The organism is Bradyrhizobium diazoefficiens (assembly GCF_016616235.1).
Lineage (GTDB): Bacteria > Pseudomonadota > Alphaproteobacteria > Rhizobiales > Xanthobacteraceae > Bradyrhizobium > Bradyrhizobium diazoefficiens_H.
The window spans coordinates 1,298,345-1,324,810 of record NZ_CP067100.1 but is presented as its reverse complement, the minus strand read 5'-3'; the positions used below and the strand labels follow the sequence as shown (position 1 = coordinate 1,324,810).

Genomic DNA, 26,466 nt, shown 5'->3' with positions numbered 1-26,466 from the left:
GAAGAGTAGAAGACGACATGACCGACCGACCGACCGTCCTCGTCACAGGCGGCGCGGGCTATATTGGCTCGCACGCCTGCCGCGCTCTGGCCGCCGCCGGCTATCAGCCCGTCGTTTATGACAATCTCTCGACAGGTCATCGCAATTTCGTGGCCGGGCCCCTGGTGACGGGGGATCTGCTCGACGGCGCGGCACTGGCGCGCGCCTTTGCCGATCACAAGGTCACGGCGGTGATGCATTTCGCGGCCGCCAGCCTCGTCGGCGAGTCCATGACCGATCCGCAGAAATATTACATCAACAACGTCCAGGGCACGCTATCGCTGCTCCAGGCGATGCGCAACGCGGGCTGCCATCGCATCGTGTTCTCCTCCACCGGCGCCGTCTACGGCAACGCCGATTCCAAGGAATTGCCGGAAGACTTTCCCTGCGCACCGATCAATCCCTACGGCGCATCGAAATGGATGATCGAGCGCATGCTCGCCGATTATCGCGCCGCCTACGGTTTCGGCGCGTTCTGCCTGCGCTATTTCAACGCCAGCGGCGCCGATCCGGCCGGCGGCATCGGCGAATTGCGTGACAACGAGACGCACCTCATCCCGCGCGCCATGATGGCGCTGCAGGGCCATGTCGAATTCGCCGTATTCGGCGACGATTACGAGACGCCCGACGGCACCGCTATCCGCGACTACATCCATGTCACGGACCTTGCGGCAGCGCATGTCGCCGCGCTGAAACTGCTTGAACAGGGACACGCCGGCGGCAGCTTCAATCTCGGCACCGGCTCAGGCTTTTCGGTGCGCGAGATCCTCAACGCCATCAGGCAAGAGACCGGCCGCGAGGTGCCGCACACCGTCAAGCCGCGCCGCGCCGGCGATCCCACCTACTTGGTCGCCGACCCCTCCGCGGCGCGAAAGGTGCTGAACTTCGTGCCGCGTCACTCCGACCTTGCCACGGTGATCCGCACCGCCTGGGCCTGGCACCAGACGGCGCATCCGCTCAGGTCGCGTTAAGCGCGGCGGCTTCGTCCGAAGCCGGCTCCGGCTGGAGCGGCGGCGCGACAGGCAGGAGCGTCGGCCGCAGCAGTTCGGCCATCTGCTGCGCCGGTACCGGCTTCGAAATCAGAAAGCCCTGCATCTCGTCGCAGCCATGCGTGCGCAGGAACGCCTCCTGCCCGGCGTTCTCGACGCCTTCGGCAACCACGGTCATGCCGAGCGCCTTGCCCATGCTGATGATCGCCTGCGCGATCGCCTGGTCTTCCGAATCCTGCGGCAGGTCGCGCACGAAAGAGCGGTCGATCTTGATGGTGTCGATCGGGAAATGCTTCATCAGCGACATCGACGAATAGCCGGTGCCGAAATCGTCGATGGCAAGGCGAATGCCGCGGCTCTGGATGGCGTCGAGCACCTTGAGCGCGCGCCCGACATTGCGCATCATCATGCTCTCGGTGACCTCGAGCTGGAGCAACACCGGCGACATCCCGCTCGCCGCCAACGCCTCGTCGACGTCCTGCAACAGATGCTCGTCGGCGAACTGCCGCGGCGACAAGTTGACGGCCATCGACACCGGCAGCAAGCCCTGGCGCTGCCAGGCCATGGCCTGCGCGCAGGCCTCGTTCAGCACCCAGCGGCCGATCGGCACGATCAGGCCGGTCTCCTCCGCAAGCGGAATGAACTGTGCCGGCGAAACGTTGCCGAGCTCGGGATGGGTCCATCGCAGCAGCGCTTCGACGCCGGTGATCTGGCCGGTTTCAATATCCACCTTGGGTTGGTAGTTCAGCGAGAACTGTGCGCGCTCCAGCGCCCGGCGCAGCGCGCTCTCCAGCGACAGCCGCTCGATCGACTGCGTCTTCACTTCCTTCGAGAAGAAGCGATAGCCGTTCTTGCCGTCCTCCTTGGCGAGATACATCGCCATGTCGGCATTCTTGGTCAGCATCTGCGCGTCGGAGCCGTTGGCCGGGTACATCGCGATGCCGATCGAGGCCGTGGTGTGGCACTCGTGGCCGGCGAGCTCCATGGGCTCTGCGAGCGCCGTGAGCAGCCCGGTCGCAATGCGCTGGACGTCGTCGATCTCGCCGCACTGGTCGAGGATCACCACGAACTCGTCGCCGCCGAGGCGCGCCACCACGTCGCTCTCCCGCAGCGCGCCGCGCAGGCGGCTCGCGACCTCGAGCAGGAGAAGGTCACCGGCTTCGTGACCCAGCGAATCGTTGATGACCTTGAAGCGGTCGAGATCGATGAACAGCACCGCGAAGCGGTGATCGTGGCGCTGCGCTTGATCGATCGCCTTGCGCAGCAGCCCGTTGAAGGTCTCGCGGTTCGGCAGATCGGTCAGGCTATCATGCGAGGCAAGATACTCGATCCGCTCGTCCGCCTCGTTCTTCTCGTCGGCGCGGTCGAAATTTTCCATCGCGAAGGAGACGTTGTCGGCAAGACGCTGCAGCAGCTCGACGAACTCGGCCGTGAACGTCTCCTGCTCGGTCGACATGTAGATCATGACGCCGACGGGCTTGTCGTGCGTGATCAGCGGGAAGGCCGCACCGGAACGCGCGCCATCGCCGCGGACGACGGGGTGGAAGACGCGGACGCGATCGTCGTTGAGATAGTCGTTGCTGATGCACGGCTGGCGCGTGCGGAACGCCGTGCCGCTCATCCCGCGCCCCTCGGGACGCTCGGGATCGATGGAGAGGCGGACGCTGCGTGTGGTGCCGGCGGACGGCCCGGCCGCAGCCACGATCTCGAGCTGGTCGCTGCCGGCCTTCGCCAGCGCAATCGTCGTGGAGGTGAACTTGGCACCGTTCGATGCGGCGAGGCAGACGAGGTCGAACAGCTCGGCGCGCGATTTCGCCCGCATGATGGCCTCGTTGGTGGCGCTCAGTGCCGCGAACATGCGCGCCAAGCGTTCTTTCTGCGCCTCGGTGCGTGCCTTCTCCTCGGCGCGGTCGAAATTGTCGAGCGCGAAGGAGACGTTTTCCGCAAGCCGAGCAAGCAGCTCGACCAGGTCGGGCGTGAACGTGTCTTTCTCCGGTGCCAGGAACAGCAGGATGCCGATGGATTCGCGCCCGGCGCGCAGCAGCGGGAAGCTTGCCGCGGCATGTGTGCCATCCTCGGTCGCCTTCGTGCGCCAATATTCGGATCGCGGGTCGTTCAGATAGTCGTTCATCACACACGGCCGCCGCGTGCGCAACGACGTCCCAATCAGGCTCTGGCTTTCGGGGTGGTCGGCGGAGACGACGCAGGTCCGGCCCACCATCCGCTCCTGCATGCGTCCTTTCGCGGCCACGACCCGGACGAGTTCGCGGCCCGGATCCATGATCCCAATGGTCGCGGAAGTGAACATTCCGCCCAGCACGGCCGCCTGGCAGGCGACCTCAAACAGCTCGTCGCGGGTCTTGGCGCGCATGATGGCTTCGTTGGTGGCGCTGAGCGCCTGGAACATGCCGCTCAGCCGATCCTTCTGCTTCTCGGCCCGGGCTTTCTGCTCGGCCCGATCAAGGCTCTCCAGCGCGAAGGACACATTCTTGGCCAGTCGCTCCAGCAGTTCGAGAAGTTCGGGCGTGAATGTATCCACTTCAAGCGAGTTGAAAATGAACACGCCCTCCGCCCGGTCGCCATTGACCAGCGGCAACACTGCCGAGGACTTGATGCCCGTGCGAAGGGTGCGCTCCTGCCAGGGCTTGCTCCGCTCCTCGACCCAGAGGTCGTTGCTGACGCAAGGCTGCCTGGTTCGGAATGCCGTGCCCGTCAGGCCCCTCCCCTCGGCGGCCTCCTCCATGGTCGGGAATACAAGGCTGCGCATTTCCTCGGCGTTCGGACCGGCACAGGCGGCCACCCGGAGCAGTTCGTTCCCGTCGTCGGCGAGCGCAATCGTGGTCGAGCCGAACTTGGCGCCGTGCACCGAAGCCTCGCAGACCAGGTCGAACAGCTCGGCGCGCGACCGCGCGCGCATGATGGCCTCGTTGGTCTCGCTGAGCGCGGCATACATCCGCGCCAAGCGCTCCTCTTCCGCGGCGATTAACGCCTTCTCCTCGTCGCGGTCGAAGTTCTCGGCCGCGACCGAAACGTTCTCCGTGATGCGCAGCAGCAGCGCGACGACCTCTTCGTCCTTCGCCCACGACTTGCTGACAAAGAAGAAGATCACTCCGACACTGGCTCCGCGCTTGACCAGTGGTGTCGCCACGCAAGCGACGGCCCCGGCGTTGACGTTGGCCTTCTCCCACCGCGTTCCCTTGATGCGACCGGCGAGATCGTCCTCGACCATCGGCCTTTGCGTTCGGAAGACCTGACCGGAAATGCCCTTGCCATAGGGGTTATCCGGATCGATCGAATAGCGCCCTTGTCTTATCAGATCGAGGTTTTTCCCGGTTGCGGCGGCCGGCGTCAACCAATGGGAATTCGGCTCACGCAGCAGAACGAAAGTGGCAAGCGACTTGCCGCTATGGACGGCCGCATCGCAGACGCGCTGGTACAAGTCCAGTTCAGTTTTTGCGTGCAGGATCGCTTCGTTGGTGGCGCTGAGCGCGCCGAACATGCGGTTGAGACGTCGCGTCGCCCGGTCGCTGGTCTGCCGCGCGGTCTCGCGTGCGAAATTGTCCAGCGCATAGGAAATGTTGGCCGACATGCGCTCGAACAGCGACACCATCTGCTCGTTGAGCGAGTAGGCTTCACGGCGGGTCACATAGAGCACGCCGGCGCTCTTGCCGTTGCAGAGCAGCGGCAGCGCCGCCGCGGCGCCGATGTGAGCTTTCGCGGCCCCATCGCGCCACGCCAGCGAGCGCGGATCGTTTAGATAGTCGTTGCTGATGCACAGCTTCTGTTCGCGAAAAGCCTCGCCGCCGACGCCCGATCCTTCGGGCGTGTCGGCCTCCGTGGTGATCACCAGCGAGCGCAGCCGCGGAATGTCGTCGCCGCAACCGGCCGCGAAACGCAGCTGCTGCCCGTCCGGGTCCACCAGGAACACTGCGACAGCCAAAAAGTCCCCGCTCGAAAACCCGGCGTCGCAGACCTTCTGGTACAGCTCGTCCGGCGATTTCGCGTAGAGAATCGCTTCATTGATGGCGCTCAACGCTGCAAAGGTGCGCGCGAGGGTCGTCTGCACGATCTTAGCTCCCGGGCATTTCTGCCTATTTCTCCCGGTGCCTTTATGAACGGCCATCGCTAAGTGGTCGTTATTTCGCGCCGCAATCCCTCCATCAAAGTGAACGAGCTGCGAACGCGCAGCGCAAAACCGAGGAAAATACCGCCGCACGGGACGATCTTCGACCAAAGGCGCGTTCTCTTTACGAATTTGCAGCCCTGTATTGGTTTATGGGACATTGATATCGCTCCCGCGCTTTGAGACGATGGCGGCCAACAAGCAGCCCGTTAAGGGCACAATGCCGAGGGAACGCCATGCCGATCGTCAAGGCCGACCGCCTCACGCGCGTCAGCGCCGCGCTGCTCCGCGCCGCCGGAGCGTCCGAGGAAGAGGCCGACGCGGTCGCCACCGGCTGCGTCAACGCCAATCTCGCCGGCCACGATTCCCACGGCGTGATTGCCGTTCCCACCTATATCGATCGGATCAAGGCCGGCCATATCGTGCCCGGCGCGCCATGGACCATCGTCCAGGAATCGCCGACCACGACCGTGATCGACGGCCATTGGGGATTTGGCTTCCATGTCAACGCCAAGGCCATGGCGCTGACGATCGAGAAGGCAAGGACGGCGAATGTCGCCGCCTGCACCGTGTTTCGCCAGAGCCATGTCGGCCGCCTCGCCGCCTATCCGCTGATGGCGATGCGCGAGGGCATGATCGGGATCGCCACGGCAGATTCCGGCCGCTCGCCGAAACACGTGGCGCCGTTCGGGGGCAAGGAGGCGCGGCTCGGCACCAACCCGATCTCGATCGCGGTGCCGTCTGATCTCGATGCGCCGTTCTATCTGGACATGGCGACCTCGGCGGTCGCGGCCGGAAAAATCCAGCTCGCCGTCGCGCGCGGCGAGGAGATTCCGACGGGATGGATCATCGATGCGGAGGGACGGCACACCACCGATCCCAGGCAATATCGCAAGGGCGGCGCGCTGCTGCCGCTGGGCGGCACCGAGGGCTATAAGGGCAGCGGCCTTGCCGCCATGGTCGAGGTGCTCTGCGGCCTCCTCACCGGCCTCGGCTTCGGCGTCGAGCCGACGGGACGGCACAATGACGGATGCTTCATGGCAGTGTTCAATGTCGCCGCGTTTCGCCCGCTGAAGGAGTTCAAGCGCGAGGTGGCTGAATTCGCGCGCTACCTGAAATCGACCCCGCCCTCCGAAGGCAGCAAGGGCGTCTACTATCCCGGCGAGATCGAGGGAATCCGCGAGCGGCAGCGCCTGCGCGACGGCATCGAGGTCGAGGATGCCACCTGGGAGAAGATGCGCGCGCTGGCGCGCGAGTACCGGCTCGACACATTGCTCGATCTGGCCTGAGCGAATTTGGAGAACAGCAGCATGAATCGGCAGATGGTCCTGGTCGGCTTCCTTCAGGCGCAGAACTGCACGAACCTGCCGAGCTCGTGGCGGCATCCGGACTCGCGCGACGATTCGATGTCGGCGGACTACTATCAGGAGATCGCCAAAATCCTCGAGGGCGGCAAGTTCCACATGGCGTTCTTCGACGATCGGCTGGCGATGCCGGACCGCTACGGCAACGACCACGCCCACACCGTCGAATACGGCATTCGCTGCGTGAAGATGGACCCGCTGATCGTGCTGACCACGATGGGCATGGTCACCGACAAGCTCGGCCTGGGCGCAACCTGCTCGACGACCTACTACGAGCCGTTCGACGTCGCCCGCCGCTTCGCAACGCTCGATCTGATGTCCGGCGGGCGCGCAGGGTGGAACGTCGTCACCTCGCTCAACGACGGCGAAGCGCTCAATATGGGGCGCGACTCCCATCCCGAACACGATTCCCGCTACGACAAGGCTGACGAGTTCATGGAGGTCGTGCTCGGTCATTGGGACACCTGGGAGGACGGCGCGATCATCATGGACAAGCAGAGCGGCCGTTTTGCCGATCCCACCAAGGTGAAGCGGCTCGATCACAAGGGAGCAGCCTTCAAGTCGCGCGGCCCGTTCACGGTGCCGCGCTCGCAACAAGGCCATCCCGTCATTATCCAGGCCGGCGCATCGGGCCGCGGCCAGCGCTTTGCGGGGCGCTGGGGCGAGGTGATCTTTACCGCCGCGCGCAACCTCGCCGCCGCGAAGGAAGGCTATGCCGCCGTGCGCAACGAGGCGGCCAAGGCCGGCCGCGATCCCGACCAGATGTTCCTCTGCAATCTGACGACGCCGGTCTGCGCCGCGACCAAGGCCGAAGCGGAGGACAAGATGGCGCTGATCAACAAGCTGCCGCTCCAGATCGACGCGCTGTCGTTGCTCGCCGAAGCACTCAACTACGATTTCGCCTCCAAGGATCTCGACGAGCCGCTGACGACGGACGATCTGAAGAGCATGCAGGGTATTCTCGGCATCCGCGACGGCGTGCTGAAGACATCAGGCAAGAGCAATCCGAGCGCGCGCGACTTCGTCACCTTCTCCGGCCGCGGCCAGGTGCAGGACGCCATGGTCGGCGGTCCCAAAGAAATTGCCGACAAGCTGGAAGAGATGTTCGTCGCACGCGGCTGCGACGGTTTCGTCATCGCGGCGACCTATGTACCCGGCTCCTATGCCGATTTCGTGCAGCATATCGTGCCGGAATTGCAGCGGCGCGGCCTGTTCCAGAAGGAGTATCGCGGCAAGACGCTGCGGGAAAATCTCGGGCTCAAACGGCCTGCCGCTGGCGGCTGGAAAGTGCAGCCGCGCGACGCCGCGGAATAACAGCAAGGACACGCCATGCGCTGGCTGAAATTCACCGCCTCCGGCAAAACCTCCTGGGGCTTCATCGAAGACGACCAGGTGATCGCGGTCGATGGCGATCCGCTCGGTGAATGCCAGCGCACCTCACGCACGTATCCGCTCAGCAACGTCAAGATCGAGCTGCCGCTGATCCCGCGCACCTTCTATTGCGTCGGCCTGAACTATCTGAAGCACCTCAAGGAGGCGGCCGACAAGCGCGGCGAGATTCCGGCGGTGCCTGACCGGCCCGAGATCGGCTATCGCGCGCAGAACGCGCTGATCGCACATGACGAGGATGTCGTGATCCCGTCCTTCGCGACCGAGAAGATCCACTATGAGGGCGAGCTCGTCGTTGTCATCGGCAAGAAGGTGAAGCACCTTAACCCTGATAACGCGATGGACTGCGTGTTCGGCTACACCATCGGCAACGACGTCAGCGAGCGCTCCTGGCAGAAGGCCGATCGCGGCCTGTGGCGCGCGAAGAACGCCGACACGTTCAAGCCGATGGGCCCGTGGATCGAGACCGAGGCGGATCTCGACAAAATGGAAACGGTCGTCCGGGTCAACGGCCGGGAGACCAACCGCTTCGCGACCGGCGACATGATTTTTGGTGTGGTGCCGTTCCTGGTCGAGCTGACGAAGTATTTTACGCTGTGGCCCGGCGATGTGATCTGGATGGGCACGGATGGTGCCTCGCCTGATATTAAGCACGGCGATGTCGTGGAGATCGACATCACCGGCATCGGAACGTTGCGAAACAGGTTCGTGCGGGAAGGGCGGTAGATCAACTCGCGGCCCCTGAGCGGCCCTTCACATGGTCGATGAAGGCCCGCAGCTTCGGCATGATCTGCCGGTGACCGGGATAGTAGAGGAACACACCCGGCGTCATCGGCGAGAACTGCTCCAGCACGTGGACCAGCTTTCCTGCCGTGACAGCGCCGGTGGCCAGCGGCGCGGGCACCTGCGCAAGACCCACGCCTTCGATGGCGGCTCCGAGCATCGTCGGAAAGTCGTTGGCGATGAAAGGTCCCGAAACGACAATCTCGATCGGATGGCCTTTGTCGTCGAGCGACCATGATGCAAACGCACCGTTCGATCGTCGCAATCTCAAGCATGCATGCTCGCGCAGATCGTCCGGGCGCTCGGGCCGGCCGCGGCGGGCGAGGTAAGCCGGGCTGCCGACGATGACGAGAGGCAACGGCTTGGTCAGGCGCACCGCGACCATATCAGGAGCGATGAACTGGCCCAGCCTGATGCCGGCATCAAAACCTTCGGCTGCAAGGTCGACCAGCTCTTCGCTTGCGGCAAGCTCCACCTCGATCTCGGGAAACGCTTGGCAGAACGAGGCCACCAGCGGCTCCAGCAGGATCGGCACGACCGAGCGCGGTACGGTGAGGCGTAGCAGCCCGGCCGGCCGCTGGCCGAGCTCTCGCGCTGCCCCGCTTGCCGCGATAAGCTCCTCGAAGGCAGGTCGTGCACGGGCAAGGAATCTTTCGCCGGCTTCAGTGAGACCGACGCTGCGCGTGGTGCGGATGAAGAGCGCGGCGCCGAGGCGCGCCTCGAGGGCACGTACCGCCTGGCTGATGGCCGATGGCGTGACGCCGAGCGCAGTTGCCGCCCGGCGGAAACTGCGGTGCTGGGCGACGCTGAGGAACGCCTCCACGCCGTCGAGCGCGCCCTGCCTGACTGTGAAGTTTTGCTTCATAGCCTGTCAACATTATCGCGAATAGTCGCGCGCGGAAAGCGGTCTTAAATCCGAATTGCTGATAAGCCGTACCGCTCGCTGCGGCGGCACCGGCGACATCAAGGCGACCGCCGTGACCGGAGACATGAAGCCGATGAAGACAATCCGCGACGTCGCCTCGAACGTCATCTTGGCCCTCACCCTCACACTGACAGGTGCTACTTCCATGGCTGATTCATCCCATGCCCAAGCGCAACCGCAAGCACAAGCGACATCGCCGACGACTGGCGTCATGGTCATCCTGACCGTCAAGCCGGGCATCACCCGCGAACAGGTGACGGCCGTCATGCCCGACGAAGTCAGGCAGACAGTTCAGCTCTACCTCAATGGGATGGTTCGAGAATGGTATTCGCGGTCCGATGGGCGCGGCGCCTTGTTCCTGCTGAACGTCAAGGACGTTGCCGAGGGACACGCGATCATGGATGGCCTGCCGCTGGCCAAGCAGGATCTCGTGGACCACGAATACATCGCAATCGGCCCGCTGATGCCGCTCCGCCTGCTCATGATGAAACCCTGAGCGTCCGCGGCCTCGAGCCGTTTCGATATCTCCCGATCAGACAGATGGCAAGGAGATCCCAAAGTGCCACCGAGCTTCAATCTTCCATTCGTGCTGAGCGTCGCCGGTGCCTTCCTGACAAGCGCGGTGGTGGCCGCCATCTACGTCTGGCCGGCACTCCGCGCGATGCCGCGCTATGACGCCTTGAGGCTTCTCGCAGCCTTCAACGCGTTCAGATTCCTGGGCATGAACTTCATGGTGGCCGGCTTCGTATCTGCACAGTTGAGCCCCGATTTCGCCGCCGAGGTCGGCTGGGGCGATCTCATCGCAGCCACCCTCGCGCTCGCCTCAATGGCAGCGCTCTCCTGGCGCTGGTCGGTCGCCGTTCCGATCGTCTGGATCTTCAACGTCTGGGGGACGCTGGATCTGCTGAATGCGTACTACATGGGCGTGACGAAAATCCAGGATCCAGGCCTGTTCGGCGCCGGCATCTATCTTCCGGCCCTTTATGTGCCGCTGTTGCTCGTCAGCCATGTTCTTGTCTTCACGATTCTGCTGAGGACCGGATCCGAAGCAAAAGCAGTATGATGCGCGCGAGGATCGCAATCCGCCACGCGGTGACGAGAACGCCAATCGCTTCGTCAGAATCCCTTTTCGCAGCAATTGCGACCGCATCATGCTGCCTCAAAACGGCAGCGCCACGCCGGTCTTGATCTCCTTCAGCACCACGTTGCTGCGGACGTAGCGGATGCCGGGGATGCGGAACATGAACTCGTCGAGGAAGCGGTTGTAGGCCGCCATGTCCCGCACGACCACGCGCAGATGGTAGTCTGCATCGCCCGTGGTCGCAAAGCACTCCAGCACCTCGCGGCGCCGGGTCACCCGGGTCACGAACTCATCCACGAATTTGGCATCGTGCCGCTCCAGCGAAACGTGGAGGATGGCCGACATCGCAAACCCCGCCCGCTCGCGCGCGACCAGCGCCGCATACCCGCGGATGACGCCGCTCTCCTCCAGCGCGCGCACCCGGCGCCAGCAGGCCGAGGTGGACATGCCGACCTGATCGGCGAGCTGCTGATTGGTGGCACGGCCGTCCTTCTGGAGATGGGCGAGGATCAAGGCGTCATGGTCTTCGATCATGGGGTTCACCGGTCTGGTATATTCTACCGAAACTTGCGCTGTATCGGGCAAAGTTACCAGAATAGTCACCGCTTGGGGGAAAATAGGTAGAACCTGCCAGCCGCCCGGGCCTAACCTCCGCTGATCGGCAGGGATGCCGCGGGAGGTCCGCATGGACGCCATTCCGTCACTCGACACCTATGAACTCTCCGACCGCTACGACCGCGAGGCGGGCCGCGTCTTCCTCACGGGCACGCAGGCGATCGTCCGCATCGCGCTCGACCAGATCAGGCGCGACCGCGCGAGCGGCCTCAACACCGCGGGCTTCATCTCGGGCTATCGCGGCTCACCGCTCGGCGGCATCGATCTCGAATTGTGGCGCATCCAGGAGCGATTGAAGCGAGACCGCATCGAATTTCTCCCCGCAGTGAACGAGGACCTCGCGGCAACGGCCGTGCTCGGCTCGCAGCAGGTGGAAACACAGGCGGATCGCGAGGTCGATGGCGTGTTCGGACTCTGGTATGGCAAGGGCCCCGGCGTCGACCGGTCAGGCGATGCACTCAAGCACGGCAACGCCTACGGCTCCTCGCCACATGGCGGCGTGCTGGTGGTCGCCGGCGACGACCATGGCTGCGTCTCCTCCTCGATGCCGCACCAGTCCGATGTTGCCTTCATGAGCTGGTTCATGCCGACGCTGCATCCGGCCAGCGTCGGCGAATATCTCGAATTCGGCGAATATGGCTATGCGCTGAGCCGCTTCTCCGGCATGTGGGTCGGCTTCAAGGCAATCTCGGAAATCGTCGAGTCCGGCGCCTCCGTCGCGCTGCGTCCGCCGCGCCTCTTCCGCACGCCGGATTTCATGCCGCCACTGGGCGGCCTGCACTATCGCTGGCCCGATTTGCCGGGGCCGCAGATCGAGGAGCGGCTGGAGGCGAAGAAGCACGCGGTCTACGCCTTTGCCAAGGCCAATCCGATCGATCGCCACATCTACGACATCCCCCATGCCAGCTACGGCATCGTCACGACCGGCAAGGCGCATCTCGACCTGATGGAGGCGTTGCGGCTGATGGGCCTCGATGAGGCCGCCTGCCGCAGCATCGGCATCGACATCTACAAAGTCGGCATGGTCTGGCCGCTGGCATTGCACGACGCCATGGAATTCGTGAAAGGCAAGCGCGAGATCCTCGTGGTCGAGGAAAAGCGCGGCATCATCGAAAGCCAGTTCAAGGAGTATTTCTACGATTATCCGGGTGCGAAGCCCGAGCGCATGGTCGGCAAGCACGACGAGCGCGGGGCACGGCTGATCTCCTGGATCGGCGAATTGTCGCCGCGCGCGGTGGCCGGCGTGCTCGCGCGCCGGCTCGATCCGATGTTTCCGGGTCTCAATCTCGCCGCGCGCGCGGCCGCCTTGATGCCGGAGGCCGCGCCCACGATCAATGTCGCCGGTGCGACACGCACGCCGTATTTCTGCTCGGGATGCCCACACAACATTTCGACCAAGGTGCCCGAAGGCTCGAAGGCGCTGGCCGGCATCGGCTGCCATTTCATGGCGAGCTGGATGGACCGCGAGACCTCCTCGCTGATCCAGATGGGCGGCGAGGGCGTGAACTGGGCGGCATCGTCGCGATTTACCGGCAACAAGCACGTCTTCCAGAATCTCGGCGAAGGTACTTATTATCACTCGGGCTCGATGGCAATTCGCCAGGCGATCGCAGCCAAAACCAACATCACTTACAAAATCTTGTTCAATGACGCCGTGGCGATGACCGGAGGCCAACCGGTCGATGGCCCTGTCAGCGTCCATGCCATCGCGCACAGCGTCCGGGCCGAAGGTGTCGCGCGCATCGCGCTGGTCTCGGACGATCCCGCGCAGTTCTCTCCGGCAGACCTGCCGATCGGCGTCACGGTCCACCCACGCGAAGACATGGACGCGGTGCAGCGCGAGCTCCGTGAGGTCCCCGGCGTCTCGGTGCTGATCTACCAGCAGACCTGCGCCACCGAGAAGCGGCGCCGCCGCAAGCGCGGCCAGATGGCCGACCCCAGGCGGTTTGCCTATATCAACGATCTCGTCTGCGAAGGCTGCGGCGATTGCTCGGTGGAGTCCAATTGCCTCAGCGTCGAGCCGAAGGAGACGCCGTTCGGCCGCAAGCGCCGGATCAATCTGTCGGCCTGCAACAAGGATTTCTCCTGCCTCAACGGCTTCTGCCCGAGTTTTGTGACCGTCGAAGGCGCCACGCGCCGGAGGAAAAGCGCCAGTGAGATCGACGCAATCGGCCGCGCTGCCGATCTTCCCCTGCCCGCCTCTGCAACGCTCGACCGTCCCTACGATTTGCTCGTGACCGGCGTCGGCGGCACCGGCGTGATCACGGTCGGCGCGCTGATCGGCATGGCCGCGCACCTCGAACGAAGCGGCGTTTCCGTGCTCGACTTCACCGGCTTTGCCCAGAAGTTCGGTCCGGTGCTGAGCTATATCCGGCTCGCGGCATCCCCGGACGCGCTGCATCAGGTCCGTATCGATCAGGGCGCAGCCGATGCGCTGATCGGCTGCGATCTCGTCGTCAGCTCTTCGCCCAAGGCGTCCGGCACCTACCGCCGCGGCACCCGCGCTGCCGTGAATACCGCGGAGATGCCGACCGGCGACGTCGTCCGTTTCCGCGATGCCGATCTGGCTGCGCCCGCCCGCCTGCGCGCGATCAGCCAAGTCGTCGGTGAGAACAATCTCGACACCATCAACGCCAATGCGCTGGCCGAGCGGCTGCTCGGCGACGCCGTCTATGCCAACATCATCATGCTGGGCTTTGCCTGGCAGCACGGATTGGTGCCGGTGTCGCTGTCCGCGCTCCTGCGCGCGATCGAGCTCAACGGCGTCGCGGTCGAGCGCAACAAGCAGGCTTTTGCCTGGGGCCGGATTGCCGCCGCCGATCCTGACTTTTTGCCGAAGACGGACGAGGCGCCCAAGGCCGAGACGCTCGACCGGCTCATCGACCGCCGCGCCGATTTCCTCACCGCCTATCAGGACGAAGCTTATGCGGCGCGCTATCGGACGATCGTCACGAAGGTCCGCAACGCCGAAACGGCCCTGAATAGCACGGCGCTGACCGAGGCGGTTGCGCGCGCCCTGTTCAAGCTGATGGCTTACAAGGACGAGTACGAGGTGGCGCGCCTGCACATGCAGAGCGGCTTCCGCGAGGAACTGAAGCGCGAGTTCGAGGACGGCTTCAGCGTCCAGTATCACCTCGCCCCGCCGTTCCTGTCCTCCCAACGCGACGCCCGCGGCCGCCCGCGCAAGCGCGCCTTCGGCCAGTGGATCCAGACACCGCTCGCCGTACTGGCGCGGTTGAAGGGATTGCGCGGAACGCCGTTCGACCCGTTCGGTTACAGCGCCGAGCGGCGCGCAGAGCGCGGGCTGATCACCTGGTATGAAGGGTTGATCGAGACGATGCTCGCCCGCCTCGATGCCGATAGATTGCCGGACATCGTCGCAATCGCCAAGGCCCCAATGGACATCCGCGGCTACGGCCCGGTGAAGGATGCCGCGATTGCAAAGGTCAAGGCCGACATCGGCTCGCGACTGGCGCAGCCGCCGTGGGCCCGGGCGGCCTGAGCGCTCCCGAGAACCGGCGCCCGCGTCCCCAAAAATGAGGACAGGCGCCACCCCGCCGGCGGGGTAAGCTTCTGTCCTGACCCTTTCACGATGGGGAGCCTCATGGAACGCAGACCTTTCTCGCTGAATTCAGCCATCGCAAGCCTTATCCTGTCTGCTGCCACGTTGCCGGCACCCGCCTTGGCGCAGCCGGCGATCGATCTCGACCAGCTGACGATGACCCAGGCCGCCGGCGAGCTGTGTGCCGGCAAGATCACCAGCAAGGCGCTGACATCGGCGGCGCTCGCGCGCGCCAAGGCCAGCGCCAATCTCAACGCCTTCATCACGCTCGATGAGGCCGGCGCCATGAAGGCCGCCGAAACCTTCGATGCCAAGCGCAAGAAGGGTGCGTGCAAGCCCCTTGGCGGCGTGCCGATCGTGATCAAGGACAACATCGAAGTCGCGGGACTGCCTTCCAGCGCCGGCACGCCGGCACTCAAGAGCTTCGTGCCGAAGACGGACGCACCGGTCGCGGCAAGGCTGCGCGCGGCAGGCGCGATCATCATCGGCAAGACCAACATGCACGAGCTGGCCTTCGGTATCTCCGGCTACAATGCCGGCTTCAAGACCGGCAGCGAGCCCGGTGTCCGCAACGCCTATGACACCGGCAAGATCGCCGGCGGCTCCTCTTCCGGAACGGCCGCGGCGATCGGCGCCAGGATCGTGACTGCGGGCCTCGGCACCGATACCGGCGGATCGGTCCGGATTCCTTGCGCACTCAACGGCTGTGCCTCGCTGCGGCCGACTGTCGGCCGCTATCCGCAACAGGGCATCGCGCCGATCTCCCACACCCGCGACACCGCAGGCCCGATGGCCGCCACCATGACGGACGTCGCGGCGCTCGACCGCGTCATCGCAGGTGGCGGGGCGATCGCACCCGCCGATCTGAGGCAGGTGCGCATCGGCGTGGTGAAGTCCATGCTGGCCAATCTCGATGGCGATACCGACGCCGCCTTCCGCGCGGCGATCGACAAGCTCAAGGCTCAGGGCGCGACCGTGGTCGATATCGAGATGCCTGAGCTCGACGACCTCAACGGGAAGGTCAGCTTTCCCGTGGCGATCTACGAGGCCAACGACGACATGGTCGCCTATCTCAAGCACACCGGCACCGGTCTCACCATCGAGGCGCTGGCCAAGGAGATTGCGAGCCCTGACGTGAAGGGCACCTATGACGGCCTGGTGATCCCGCGCAAATTGCCTGGCCCCGACAATAGCGTGGTGGATGGCAAGCCCGCTTATGACGCTGCGATCAAGACCGCGCGTCCTGCGCTGCAGGCGCTCTATCGGGACACCTTTGCCAGGAACAAGCTCGACGCCATCGCCTTCCCGACCACACCGAAGGTCGCGATCGCCTCGAATCCCGATTCCAGCAGCTTGCCGAACTTCCTACTCTTCATCAAGAACACCGATCCCGGCAGCAATGCCGGCGTTCCCGGCATCCAGATTCCGGTCGCGCTGGGCGCCTCCAGCAAACTGCCCGTCGGTCTCGAGCTCGATGGACCGGCCGGAAGCGACCGCCGGCTGCTCGCGATCGGAATGGCGGTGGAGAAGGTGTTTGGCCGGCTACCGCCGCCGACGCGCTAAAGCGCGATGCTATTAGGATGCATCGCCATCGCGCTTTAGCTCTTTGCTTAAGCATGATCTTTTCGGAAAACCGCTGCGCACTTTTCCGGATCATGCTAATGCCGCGACAGCAAGCCGGCGACGCCACTGCGGCGGCGGACGCCGAGCTTGTCGAAAATGCGCTTCAGGTAGGTGCGCACGGTTGACACCTCGACCTGGAGCCTGCGCGCGATCTCCTTGTCGCTGAGATCGTCGGCGATCATGCGCGCGATCTCGAACTCGCGAACCGACAGCCTGAGCACCGGCGACTCGTCGGCCCCGGCAGCACCGCCGTCGGCACGTGTAAGCGCGCCGGTGAATGCCGGCTCGATCAGGCGCAGCAACTCCAGCGCATGAGCGTCGAAATTCTCCCGCCGGCGGCCGCGCCAGATCCTGACATCGCCGATGTTGCGATTGCCGACGAAGCTGTAGGCGTTGACGCCCCAGTGAAGTCCGTCGCGGGCGAGGAAATCATTGAAGAACTCGGTCCGCATGAGGTCGCGCTGCGGCATCACCTGCGTCACCAGGGTCGCTTCGCGCCGCGCCTGGAGCTTGAAGGTGATGGGATCGTGATACTGGAAATAGGCGTCGTAGTTCGCGACGTTGCGCGGGTCCATGTTCAGGATCACCGCCTTGCCAAACGTCTTCGATGCCTCCTGCCAGACGAAGGAGGCATAATAATCGGCCTGCAGCAGTTCGAGCAGATGATCTGCGATCGCCTCGCGCACCTCGTGCTCGGCCATATCTTCGGACAACAGCCCGAAGATGCGACCAAGGACCCGGCTCTCGGCGGCGGTGACATACATGTCAGGGTACTCTATCGGGCAAACCTGGCCAGGGGAACCGGTGTCCGGGCGCTCACCTCAGGAGTAGGGATTGATCAGCTTCTGCTGCTCGGCGCTGTGATGCACGAGCATGTCGATGAAGGTCCTCACCTTTGCCGACAGATGATGGCGATGCGGATAGACCGCGTTCATCGAAATTTCGACCGTTCGATATTCGGGCAGCAGGCGGACGAGCCGGCCGGCTTCGAGATCGTCCCGGACCAGAAATCCCGCCATCAGGCAGATGCCGGCGCCGTCGAGCGCCATCCTCCGCAGCGCTTCGCCGCTGTTGGTGACGAGGCTGCCGGAAATGCGCACTGACGCCGGCGTGCCTTTGCGATCGACGAAGCGCCACTCGTCCCCGAAAGGATAGTTCAGATGGCGGCCGCAATTGTGCGCGGCGAGTTCGTCGAGCCGCTGCACCCGGCCGTGCGTCTCGATATAGCCGTGTGAACAGCACAGCACATGGCGCCACGTGGCGAGGCTGCGCACGATCAGGCTCGAATCCGGCGGCGGGGTCATGCGCAGGGCGACGTCATATCCCTCCTCGATCAGGTCGATATCGCCTTCTCCCATGCGCAGATCGACCTTGACCTCCGGATAGGTCGACAGAAGCTTCGCCACGACGGTCGCGACGAAGGGCACCATGTGCGTGGCGACATGGATACGCAACGTGCCGCGCGGCACCGATTGCAGTTCGCTCGCGATGTCGTCGGCCTGCTCGAGATCGGCGAGGATCTGGACGCAGCGCTCGTAATAGGCCTTGCCGATCTCGGTGAGGTTGACCTTGCGGGTGGTGCGCTGGAGCAGCCTCACCCCGAGCCGGTCTTCCAGCGCCTGAACGTGATTGCTCACCATGGTTGTCGACATGTTGAGCTTGCGGGCTGCTGCAGAAAAGCCGCCGGTCTCGACCACCCGGCTGAAGACTTCGAGGCTAGTCAATCGGTCCATGCGCCTGATTATCCAGCTCCGATCGATAATCTCAAGGAATTTGCCCCGATTATCCATCAAACCAGCTCGCACGGCGCATGCTTGGCAGCAATCGCTCGACAGGCGCGGCAAACGGTCTGGGCAGTCGCGTGTCTGTCGCGGTAGACCACGCCCACACCAGGGCCAGACCCAACTATCCGCTCCTAATGGACAATCCTTCCAGTATTTCGCTGATTATCGCTCAAGCCGGAAAGACCCATACTCCCTGCCAAGCCGACAGGAGTCCGCCATGACTGAGATGCCTCGCACCGAAACCTTTCAGCAAGCAACTGAAATCACTCGTGATTACCTAGATCCGCCGCTGCGTGTTCCGGCGCGGAATATGGTTCGGCGCGCGGCATTGATGCTCGCGCTTCTCGCGGGTACGGCAGCGATTGCCTATTATGGCCACGACTACTGGACCAACGGCCGCTATCTCGAGACGACTGATGACGCCTACGTGAAGGCCGACTCCACGATGGTCGCGCCGAAGGTGTCCGGCTACATCGCCAAGGTGCTGGTCGGCGACAACGAGAAGGTCAAGGCCGGCCAAACGCTGGCGAAGATCGACGACCGCGATTTCAAGGCGGCGCTCGACCAGGCCAGCGCCGACGTCGCCGCCGGCGAAGCTTCGGTGCGCAATATCGATGCGCAGCTCGAACTGCAGCAGCCGATCATCGAGCAGAGCACGGCTGATGTCGCCGCTGCCGACGCCAATCTGAAGTTCGCGCAGGAAGAGCGCGCCCGCTACGACGACCTGATGAAATCGGGCTCCGGCACGATCCAGCGCGCACAGCAGACCGATGCGGCGCTGCGCGCCAGCAACGCGCAATTGCAGCACGCCAAATCGGGCCTCGTCGCCGCGCAGCGCAAGGTCGACGTGCTCACCACCCAGCGCGCCCAGGCCGCGGCGCAGCTCGAGCGCGCCCGCGCGGTCGCGCAGCAGGCCGCCTTGAATCTGTCCTATACCGAGATCACCGCGCCGGTCGACGGCACCGTCGGCGCCCGCAGCTTGCGCGCCGGTCAGTTCGTGCAGGCCGGCACGCAATTGATGGCGGTGGTGCCGCTCGATGCGGTCTATGTGGTCGCGAACTTCAAGGAGACGCAGCTCACGCATGTGCGTTCGGGCCAGCCGGTCGAACTGCGCATCGACAGTTTCCGCAGCCAGACCCTGCACGGTCATGTCGACAGCCTGTCGCCGGCGAGCGGTCTGGAATTCGCGCTGCTGCCGCCTGACAACGCCACCGGCAATTTCACCAAGATCGTGCAGCGCGTGCCGGTGAAGATCGTGCTCGACGACCGCAGCCTGACCGGCCTGCTGCGACCCGGCATGTCGGCGGTGCCGACCGTCGACACCAAAGCGACGGTCCTCGCCGAGCGAGACACCGTCAAGCGCCTCGCCGACAATGCAGCCCGTCCAAACGGCAGCTGAGTCCGTCGCATCCGGCAGGAATTGACAACTCCTGCCGGATGATCCTTCCAGAACTTCATCGATTATCGAAACCATTCGCCTGATGCATCCTGTCTCAGACCGAGACGAGGCTTCCATGAGCACGCTTCAACCGACCGTCAACGCCGCTTCTTCCGCCAACTTTCCCGCTCCGGCCGCGGCGCCCGCAACGCCAGCCGTCTCCGTCAAAACCTGGATCGCGGTGATCGGCGCCACGCTCGGCGCCTTCATGGCGGTGCTGAACATCCAGATCGTCAATGCCTCGCTCGCCGACATCCAGGGCGCAATCGGCGCCGGCATCGACGACGGCGGCTGGATCTCGACCTCGTATCTGATCGCGGAGATCGTGGTGATCCCGCTGTCCGGCTGGCTTGCGCAGGTGTTCTCCATCCGCATCTACCTGCTCACCAACGCGATCCTGTTCCTGGCTCTGTCGGCGGCCTGCGCGCTGGCGCAGGACCTGCCGCAGATGATCGTGCTGCGCGCGGTGCAGGGCTTTACCGGCGGCGTGCTGATCCCGATGGCGTTCACACTCATCATCACGCTGCTGCCGCGTGGAAAACAGCCGATCGGCCTTGCGCTGTTCGCGCTGTCGGCGACGTTCGCCCCCGCGATCGGCCCGACCATCGGCGGCTATCTCACCGAGAATTTCGGCTGGCAGTACATCTTCTACGTTAACCTCGTGCCCGGCGCGATCATGGTCGGCATGCTCTGGTACGCGCTCGACGCCAGGCCGATGAAGCTCGCACTGCTCCGCGAGGGCGATTGGGCCGGCATCATCGCCATGGCGATCGGCCTGTCAGCGCTTCAGACCGTGCTGGAGGAAGGCAACAAGGACGACTGGTTCGGCTCGCCCTTCATCGTCAAGCTATCGGTCATCGCAGCCGTGGCATTGGCCGCCTTCCTGATCATCGAGCTCACGGTGAAGAAGCCGCTGCTCAATCTGCGCCTGCTGGTCCGCCGCAATTTTGGCTTCGGGATACTTGCAAACGTCCTGCTCGGCGTCGCCTTGTATGGTTCGGTGTTCATCCTGCCGCAATATCTGTCGCGAATTCAGGGTTACAATTCCGAGCAGATCGGCATGGTGCTGGCATGGACCGGACTGCCGCAGTTGCTCCTGATCCCGCTCGTACCACGCCTGATGCAGCGCTTCGATGCGCGGATCATCATCGGTGTCGGCTTCGTCCTGTTCGCGGCTTCCAACTTCATGAACATCTATATGACGAACGACTACGGTTCCGACCAACTGTTGTGGCCCAATATCGTCCGTGCCATCGGGCAAGCGCTGGTGCTGGCGCCGCTGTCGGCGGTGGCAACCGCCGGCATCGAGGCTGAGAATGCGGGCTCTGCGTCCGGCCTGTTCAACATGATGCGCAACCTCGGCGGCGCCGTCGGCATCGCGCTGCTGCAGACCGTGCTGACCAAGCGCGAGCAATATCACTCCAACGTGCTGATGCAGTCCGTCTCGGTGTTCGAACAGGCCACCCGCACGCGGCTGGAACAGCTCACGCAGTATTTCATTAATCACGGCGTGCTCGACCGTGCGGATGCCTCGCATCGAGCCTATGTCGCGATCGGTCATACCGTCCAGAAGCAAGCCTATATCCTCGCCTTCAGCGACACCTTCTATCTGCTCGGCGTGGCGCTGATCGTGGCCCTGATTGTCGTCCTCTTCCTGAAGAAAGCCGGCCATGCCTCGGCCGGCGGCGCCCACTGACCTCAACTAGACCAAAGGAGAACGACCATGAAACCGCGCATGAATTTCTACCAGGCCGCCCCCGACACGATGAAGGCGCTGATGGCGCTCGAAGAGCAGATCCAGTCGACAGGATTGGAAAAATCGCTGATCGAGCTCGTCAAGATCCGCGCCTCGCAGATCAACGGCTGCGCCTTCTGCATCAACATGCACGCCGAGGACGCGCGCAAGCGTGGCGAGACCGAGCAGCGCATCTATCTGCTCAACGCGTGGCGCGAATCCCCGCTCTATACCGACCGCGAGCGCGCCGCGCTGGCCTGGACCGAAGCCGTGACGCTGATCTCCGAGACGCATGCGCCGGACGATGTCTATGAGCAGGTCCGTGCGCAATTCTCCGAGGCGGAGACGGTGAACCTGACCATGCTGATCGGCGCCATCAATGCCTGGAACAGGCTGGCGATTGCGTTCCGCGCGGTGCATCCGGTGAAGGTGAAGACGTCGGTGGCGTGAGCTGGCCACGATAGGCAGTTCCTCCGCGGCAGCAGCCCCTCACCCCGCCCTCTCCCCGTAAGAACGGGGCGAGGGAGTGAGAGAGCGGTGCATCCCTCACAGCAGCAATTCAGGTTCGAAGTCCATCGGGACGCGCTTAACCTCTACCCGCTCTTCTGCGGGGAGAGGTCGGATCGCTCCCGGCGATGCGAAGCATCGTCCGGCGCGATCCGGGTGAGGGGCATGGCAATATGTGGCCGACCAAAAGTCCATCCGGCTCGCAAGGCTTCCTAAACCGCCGTCGCCTTGGCGAACTCCACGTAGATCTCGCGCAGCCGCGTCGCCACCGGCCCGGGCTTACCGTCGCCGACCGCCTTGCCGTCGATGGCGACCACCGGCTGCACGAACAATGAGGCCGAGGTGGCGAAAGCCTCCTTGGCGGCGAGCGCCTCGGCAACCGTGAAGGACCGCTCCTCGACGCGGAGCTGGCGCTCCTCAGCGAGTGCGACCACCGCCTTGCGAGTGCAGCCGGGCAGGATCGCGTTGGAGTTCTTGCGGGTGACGATGACGTCATCTTTCGTCAGGATGAATGCCGAGGACGAGCCGCCCTCGGTGACGTAGCCGTCTTGCAGCATCCAGGCCTCGCCCGCGCCGGCTTCGGCCGCGGCCTGCTTCGCCAGCACCTGCGCGAGCAGCGCCACGCTCTTGATGTCGCGCCGCTCCCAGCGGATGTCGGGCACGGTGATCACGTTGATGCCGGTCTTGGCCGAGGCGGCGTTGACGATGTCCTTTTCGGAGGTGAACATCACCAGGCTCGGCCTGACGTCGCCCTTCGGGAAGGCGAAGTCGCGTCCCTTGTCGGCACCGCGCGTGACCTGGAGATAGACCAGGCCGTTCACGACCTCATTGCGCGCGATCAGCTCTTTCTGCAGCTCGGTGATGCGCTCGACTGTTTCAGGTAGCTTCAGCTTGATCTCGCCGACCGAGCGCTCCAGCCGCGCCAGATGCGAGGCGTTGTCGACCAGCTTGCCGTCGAGCACGGCTGAGACCTCGTAGATCCCGTCGGCAAACAGGAAGCCGCGATCGAGGACCGAGACCTTGGCGTCCGAAAGCGGGACGAATGAACCGTTGACATAGGCGATCGAGTCCAAGGCGGGTCTCCTGGCGGGGAAAGGGGAATTTGACCACCTGTATAGGAGATTTGGTGCGCCCGATAAACCCTCGATCCGTCATTCCGGGGCATTCGCAAAGCGAATGAGCCCGGAATCCATTTCGCCCCGCCTACGCCGCCTGATGGATCCCGGGCTCGCCCTACGCGCGCCCCGGGATGACGACCGGTTAGTGGGAGAGAATCTTCGACAAGAATTTCTGCGCGCGATCGCTGCGCGGCTTGCCGAAGAAGTCGTCCTTCGGGGCGTCCTCGACGATCTCGCCGCGGTCCATGAAGATGACGCGGTTGGCGACCTTGCGGGCAAAGCCCATCTCGTGGGTCACGACCATCATGGTCATGCCTTCGCGGGCGAGGTCGACCATGACGTCGAGCACTTCGCTGACCATCTCAGGATCGAGCGCCGAGGTGGGCTCGTCGAACAGCATCACGATCGGATCCATTGCGAGCGCGCGGGCAATGGCGACGCGCTGCTGCTGGCCACCGGACAGCTGCGCCGGAAACTTTTGCGCCTGCTCCTTCAACCCGACCCGCTCCAACAGCTGCATGCCCTTTGCCACTGCCTTGTCGTGGGAGCGGCCGAGCACCTTCTCCTGCGAGAGGCAGAGATTGTCGATGATCTTGAGGTGCGGGAACAATTCGAAGTGCTGGAACACCATGCCGACGCGCGAGCGCAGCTTTGGCAGATTGGTCTTGGGATCGTTGACCTTGGTGCCGTCGACCAGGATGTCGCCGCTCTGGAACGGCTCCAGCGCGTTGACGCATTTGATCAGCGTCGACTTGCCTGAGCCCGAGGGGCCGCAGACCACCACGACCTCACCCTTGGTGACGCTGGTGGTGCAATCCGTCAGCACCTGGAAGCTCGGAGTGTACCATTTGTTGACGTGGCTGATTTCGATCATGGGCGGCAAGACCTAGCGAATGATGGCGATGCGCGCCTGGAGGCGACGCACGCCGAAGGACGCGACACAGGAAATGGTGAAATAGACGACCGCGGCGAACAGATACATCTCGACCAGACGGCCGTCGCGCTGCGCGACCTTGCTCGCCGCGCCCAAGAAGTCGGTGATTGACAGAACGTAGACCAGCGAGGTGTCCTGGAACAGCACGATGGTCTGCGTGATCAGCACCGGCAGCATGTTGCGGAAGGCCTGCGGCAACACGACGTAACGCATGGTCTGGGCGTAAGTCAGGCCCAGCGCATTGGCGGCGGCGGGCTGGCCACGCGAGATCGACTGAATGCCGGCGCGCATGATCTCGGAGAAGTAGGCCGCCTCGAACATGATGAAGGTGATGAGCGAGGATGCAAATGCGCCAACGCTGATCGGGCGCGAGGCACCGGTCAGCCACTGCCCGATATAGGGCACCAGAAAGTAGAACCAGAAGATCACCAGCACCAGCGGCAGCGAGCGCATGAAGTCGACATAGATGCCGGCGATGCGGCCAAGGATCTTGAAGCCGGACAGCCGCATCAGAGCAATCGCCGTGCCGAAGATCAGACCGCCGAGCGCGGCGAGCGCCGTCAGCATCAGCGTGAACGTCATGCCCTCGTAGAACAGATAGGGCAGCGCGCGGCGGATAACGTCGAAATCGAGATTGCCGAACATGGCGCTATTTCCCCGTGATGTAGCCGGGGATCGCGACCCAGCGCTCGAGGAAGCGCATTGCGGTCACGACGACGGCGTTGACGAGGAGATAGAGGACGGTCGCGGCCGTGAAGGCTTCGAACACCTGGAACGAGAATTCCTGCATCGAGCGGGCCTGGCCGGTCAGCTCGAGCAGGCCGATGGTGATGGCGACCGCCGTGTTCTTGATGGTGTTGAGAAACTCGGACGTCAACGGCGGCAGGATGATGCGGAACGCCATCGGCAGCAGCACGTAGCGATAACCCTGCACGGTCGTCAGCCCCAGCGCGGTTGCGGCCATCTTTTGCCCACGCGGCAGCGATCCGATGCCAGCCTGCAACTGCACGGCGACACGGGCCGACATGAAGAACCCGATGCCGATCGCCGCCGTCCAGAACGGCGCGTTTGGCAGCTGCTTCAGCCAGGTGCCGGCGGCTTTCGGCAGCAGTTCCGGCAATACGAAGAACCACAGAAAGAGCTGCACGAGCAGCGGCATGTTGCGGAAAAATTCGACATAGGCAAAGCCGAACCAGTTTGCGCCCTTCGACGGCAGCGTCCGCATCACGCCGACGATCGAACCCGTGATCAGCGCGATGATCCAAGCCAGCGCCCCGGTCTTGAGGGTCAGCACCAGTCCCGACAGCAACATGTCGAGATAGGTGCCGGTCCCCATCGGGTTCGGCTGGAAAAAGATTCCCCAGTTCCAGTTGTAGTTCACGTGTCCCCCGCGCGAACGCGCCAGCTATGGATGTCCCGGCGCCTATGCAAATGTCCGGCCACCCTGGTGTCAAGAGTGGCCGGACATGATCCCGATCGAAAGATCGAGGTTATAGCCTACTTATAGTCGTCCGGGTTCGGCGAGTCCGAAGGTTTTGCGAACTCGTGCTTCAATTCGGGCGAGATCGGCGTGTTGAGGTTGAGGCCCTTCGGTGGGATCTTCTGTGTGAACCACTTGTTGTAGATCTTCTCGCCCTCGCCGGAGGTGTAGAGTGCGGCGGTCGCCGCATCGACCACCTTCTTGAACGGCGCGTCGTCCTTGCGCAGCATGATGCCGTAGGGCTCGGGCTTGGAGAACGCATCCTTGGAGATGACGTAGTCATCCGGCGACTTCGAACCGGCGACGAGGCTCGCGAGCAGAACGTCGTCCATGACGAAGGCCACTGCGCGGTCGGTCTCGACCATCAGGAAGGCTTCGGCGTGGTCCTTGGCCGGAATGATGTTGGCGCCAAGGCCTTTGGCGACATTGGCTTCGGTAAGCTGCTTGATGTTGGTGGTGCCGGCGGTGGAGACCACCGTCTTACCCTTGAGGTCATCGATCGACTTCAGTCCGCTCGATTTCTTGAAGACGTAGCGGCTGGCCGTCAGGTAGTGAGTGTTGGTGAAGGCGACCTGCTTCTGGCGCTCGGCGTTGTTGGTGGTCGAGCCGCATTCGAGGTCGATGGTGCCGTTGGCCATCAGCGGGATGCGGGTCGCCGACGTCACCGGGTTGAGCTTGACCTCGAGCTTGTCGAGCTTGAGCTCCTTCTTCACCGCGTCGACGATCTTGTAGCAGATGTCCATCGCGAACCCGATGGGCTTCTGGTTGTCGTCGAGATAGGAGAACGGAATCGAGGAGTCGCGGAAGCCGAGCGTGATGGCGCCGGTGTCCTTGATGTTCTTCAGCGTGCCGGTCAGCTCCTGGGCCCCGGCCTGGCTGACGGCGAAGGTCGCGGCGAGCGCGAGCCCAATGCTACGGAAATGTCTCACTTTTTATCCCCTTTCAGGATGATGCGGGCGGGATGCAAGCACAAATCG

At 63.9% G+C, this 26,466-nt stretch carries 21 protein-coding genes; 11 read left to right on the top strand and 10 right to left on the bottom strand.

Going from position 1 to position 26,466, the window contains the following annotated elements; translation table 11 throughout:
• The first annotated feature begins 17 nt into the window (after positions 1–17).
• A complete protein-coding gene (gene galE, locus JJB99_RS06220) occupies positions 18–1,010 on the top strand; it encodes a UDP-glucose 4-epimerase GalE (RefSeq protein WP_200497942.1) in 993 nt (330 codons plus the stop codon).
• Here the strand turns inward: galE and JJB99_RS06215 are convergent.
• Positions 997–5,094 carry a bifunctional diguanylate cyclase/phosphodiesterase gene (locus JJB99_RS06215; RefSeq protein WP_200497941.1) on the bottom strand — a complete coding sequence of 1,366 codons (4,098 nt, stop codon included), beginning with the start codon at positions 5,092–5,094 and terminating at the stop codon, positions 997–999. The two genes, galE and JJB99_RS06215, sit on opposite strands and share 14 nt — an antisense overlap.
• Positions 5,095–5,387: 293 nt before the next feature.
• Here JJB99_RS06215 and JJB99_RS06210 point away from each other — a divergent pair, with 293 nt between their 5' ends.
• The 3 genes from JJB99_RS06210 to JJB99_RS06200 are packed head-to-tail and all read left to right on the top strand — an operon-like array spanning position 5,388 to position 8,630.
• A complete protein-coding gene (locus JJB99_RS06210; RefSeq protein WP_200497940.1) occupies positions 5,388–6,440 on the top strand; it encodes an Ldh family oxidoreductase in 1,053 nt (350 codons plus the stop codon).
• Positions 6,441–6,461: 21 nt separating this feature from the next.
• A complete protein-coding gene (locus tag JJB99_RS06205) occupies positions 6,462–7,829 on the top strand; it encodes an LLM class flavin-dependent oxidoreductase (protein ID WP_200497939.1) in 1,368 nt (455 codons plus the stop codon).
• A 15-nt stretch (positions 7,830–7,844) separates the two neighbouring features.
• Positions 7,845–8,630 (top strand): fumarylacetoacetate hydrolase family protein, encoded by a 786-nt coding sequence (locus JJB99_RS06200; RefSeq protein WP_200497938.1) that lies wholly within the window; start codon positions 7,845–7,847, stop codon positions 8,628–8,630.
• A 1-nt stretch (position 8,631) separates the two neighbouring features.
• Here the strand turns inward: JJB99_RS06200 and JJB99_RS06195 are convergent, their stop codons facing one another.
• Entirely contained in the window at positions 8,632–9,552 is a 921-nt protein-coding gene (locus tag JJB99_RS06195) for a LysR family transcriptional regulator (RefSeq protein WP_200497937.1), read from the bottom strand.
• A gap of 112 nt (positions 9,553–9,664) precedes the next feature.
• Here JJB99_RS06195 and JJB99_RS36075 point away from each other — a divergent pair, with 112 nt between their 5' ends.
• Complete coding sequence (locus tag JJB99_RS36075; RefSeq protein ID WP_246775151.1) at positions 9,665–10,108, top strand: hypothetical protein; 444 nt, start codon at positions 9,665–9,667, stop codon at positions 10,106–10,108.
• A gap of 63 nt (positions 10,109–10,171) precedes the next feature.
• Positions 10,172–10,675 carry a hypothetical protein gene (locus JJB99_RS06185; RefSeq protein ID WP_200497936.1) on the top strand — a complete coding sequence of 168 codons (504 nt, stop codon included), beginning with the start codon at positions 10,172–10,174 and terminating at the stop codon, positions 10,673–10,675.
• Between the two features lie 96 nt (positions 10,676–10,771).
• On the opposite strand, the gene JJB99_RS06180 is transcribed toward JJB99_RS06185, so the two are convergent.
• Complete coding sequence (locus JJB99_RS06180; protein WP_200497935.1) at positions 10,772–11,227, bottom strand: Lrp/AsnC family transcriptional regulator; 456 nt, start codon at positions 11,225–11,227, stop codon at positions 10,772–10,774.
• Positions 11,228–11,378: 151 nt separating this feature from the next.
• On the opposite strand from JJB99_RS06180, the gene JJB99_RS06175 reads away from it, so the two are divergent.
• Positions 11,379–14,810: an indolepyruvate ferredoxin oxidoreductase family protein gene (locus JJB99_RS06175; RefSeq protein WP_200497934.1), complete on the top strand. Its 3,432-nt coding sequence runs from the start codon at positions 11,379–11,381 to the stop codon at positions 14,808–14,810.
• 195 nt (positions 14,811–15,005) lie between these two features.
• A complete protein-coding gene (gene iaaH, locus JJB99_RS06170; RefSeq protein WP_200500061.1) occupies positions 15,006–16,433 on the top strand; it encodes an indoleacetamide hydrolase in 1,428 nt (475 codons plus the stop codon).
• A gap of 95 nt (positions 16,434–16,528) precedes the next feature.
• Here iaaH and JJB99_RS06165 read toward each other — a convergent pair whose 3' ends face one another.
• Together JJB99_RS06165 and JJB99_RS06160 are read right to left on the bottom strand one after the other, a co-directional pair.
• A complete protein-coding gene (locus JJB99_RS06165; protein WP_200497933.1) occupies positions 16,529–17,257 on the bottom strand; it encodes a helix-turn-helix transcriptional regulator in 729 nt (242 codons plus the stop codon).
• Between the two features lie 57 nt (positions 17,258–17,314).
• Entirely contained in the window at positions 17,315–18,226 is a 912-nt protein-coding gene (locus tag JJB99_RS06160; RefSeq protein WP_200497932.1) for a LysR family transcriptional regulator, read from the bottom strand.
• A gap of 268 nt (positions 18,227–18,494) precedes the next feature.
• Here JJB99_RS06160 and JJB99_RS06155 point away from each other — a divergent pair, with 268 nt between their 5' ends.
• The 3 genes from JJB99_RS06155 to JJB99_RS06145 all read left to right on the top strand — a co-directional run bounded on the left by JJB99_RS06155 (position 18,495) and on the right by JJB99_RS06145 (position 21,900).
• Entirely contained in the window at positions 18,495–19,676 is a 1,182-nt protein-coding gene (locus JJB99_RS06155) for an HlyD family secretion protein (RefSeq protein ID WP_200497931.1), read from the top strand.
• 115 nt (positions 19,677–19,791) lie between these two features.
• Positions 19,792–21,411: an MDR family MFS transporter gene (locus JJB99_RS06150; RefSeq protein ID WP_200497930.1), complete on the top strand. Its 1,620-nt coding sequence runs from the start codon at positions 19,792–19,794 to the stop codon at positions 21,409–21,411.
• 27 nt (positions 21,412–21,438) lie between these two features.
• Positions 21,439–21,900, top strand: coding sequence for a carboxymuconolactone decarboxylase family protein (locus tag JJB99_RS06145; protein WP_200497928.1), 462 nt, complete (start codon positions 21,439–21,441; stop codon positions 21,898–21,900).
• Positions 21,901–22,169: 269 nt separating this feature from the next.
• On the opposite strand, the gene JJB99_RS06140 is transcribed toward JJB99_RS06145, so the two are convergent.
• The 5 genes from JJB99_RS06140 to JJB99_RS06120 all read right to left on the bottom strand — a co-directional run bounded on the left by JJB99_RS06140 (position 22,170) and on the right by JJB99_RS06120 (position 26,418).
• Entirely contained in the window at positions 22,170–23,030 is an 861-nt protein-coding gene (locus JJB99_RS06140; RefSeq protein WP_200497926.1) for a D-amino-acid transaminase, read from the bottom strand.
• A gap of 187 nt (positions 23,031–23,217) precedes the next feature.
• Positions 23,218–23,949 (bottom strand): amino acid ABC transporter ATP-binding protein, encoded by a 732-nt coding sequence (locus JJB99_RS06135; protein ID WP_200497924.1) that lies wholly within the window; start codon positions 23,947–23,949, stop codon positions 23,218–23,220.
• 12 nt (positions 23,950–23,961) lie between these two features.
• Positions 23,962–24,654, bottom strand: a complete 693-nt coding sequence (locus tag JJB99_RS06130; protein ID WP_200497922.1) for an amino acid ABC transporter permease — start codon at positions 24,652–24,654, stop codon at positions 23,962–23,964.
• A 4-nt stretch (positions 24,655–24,658) separates the two neighbouring features.
• Positions 24,659–25,390, bottom strand: coding sequence for an amino acid ABC transporter permease (locus JJB99_RS06125; RefSeq protein WP_200497920.1), 732 nt, complete (start codon positions 25,388–25,390; stop codon positions 24,659–24,661).
• Between the two features lie 116 nt (positions 25,391–25,506).
• Positions 25,507–26,418, bottom strand: coding sequence for an amino acid ABC transporter substrate-binding protein (locus JJB99_RS06120; protein ID WP_200497918.1), 912 nt, complete (start codon positions 26,416–26,418; stop codon positions 25,507–25,509).
• Positions 26,419–26,466 lie beyond the last annotated feature (48 nt).

Bases quoted from the DNA above. Each gene is read 5' to 3' on its own strand.
- galE (WP_200497942.1), top strand. From the start codon at position 18: ATGACCGACCGACCGACCGTCCTCGTCACAGGCGGCGCGGGCTATATT.
- JJB99_RS06210 (WP_200497940.1), top strand. From the start codon at position 5,388: ATGCCGATCGTCAAGGCCGACCGCCTCACGCGCGTCAGCGCCGCGCTG.
- JJB99_RS06205 (WP_200497939.1), top strand. From the start codon at position 6,462: ATGAATCGGCAGATGGTCCTGGTCGGCTTCCTTCAGGCGCAGAACTGC.
- JJB99_RS06200 (WP_200497938.1), top strand. From the start codon at position 7,845: ATGCGCTGGCTGAAATTCACCGCCTCCGGCAAAACCTCCTGGGGCTTC.
- JJB99_RS06195 (WP_200497937.1), bottom strand. From the start codon at position 9,552: ATGAAGCAAAACTTCACAGTCAGGCAGGGCGCGCTCGACGGCGTGGAG.
- JJB99_RS06180 (WP_200497935.1), bottom strand. From the start codon at position 11,227: ATGATCGAAGACCATGACGCCTTGATCCTCGCCCATCTCCAGAAGGAC.
- JJB99_RS06175 (WP_200497934.1), top strand. From the start codon at position 11,379: ATGGACGCCATTCCGTCACTCGACACCTATGAACTCTCCGACCGCTAC.
- JJB99_RS06165 (WP_200497933.1), bottom strand. From the start codon at position 17,257: ATGTATGTCACCGCCGCCGAGAGCCGGGTCCTTGGTCGCATCTTCGGG.
- JJB99_RS06160 (WP_200497932.1), bottom strand. From the start codon at position 18,226: ATGGACCGATTGACTAGCCTCGAAGTCTTCAGCCGGGTGGTCGAGACC.
- JJB99_RS06155 (WP_200497931.1), top strand. From the start codon at position 18,495: ATGACTGAGATGCCTCGCACCGAAACCTTTCAGCAAGCAACTGAAATC.
- JJB99_RS06150 (WP_200497930.1), top strand. From the start codon at position 19,792: ATGAGCACGCTTCAACCGACCGTCAACGCCGCTTCTTCCGCCAACTTT.
- JJB99_RS06145 (WP_200497928.1), top strand. From the start codon at position 21,439: ATGAAACCGCGCATGAATTTCTACCAGGCCGCCCCCGACACGATGAAG.
- JJB99_RS06135 (WP_200497924.1), bottom strand. From the start codon at position 23,949: ATGATCGAAATCAGCCACGTCAACAAATGGTACACTCCGAGCTTCCAG.
- JJB99_RS06130 (WP_200497922.1), bottom strand. From the start codon at position 24,654: ATGTTCGGCAATCTCGATTTCGACGTTATCCGCCGCGCGCTGCCCTAT.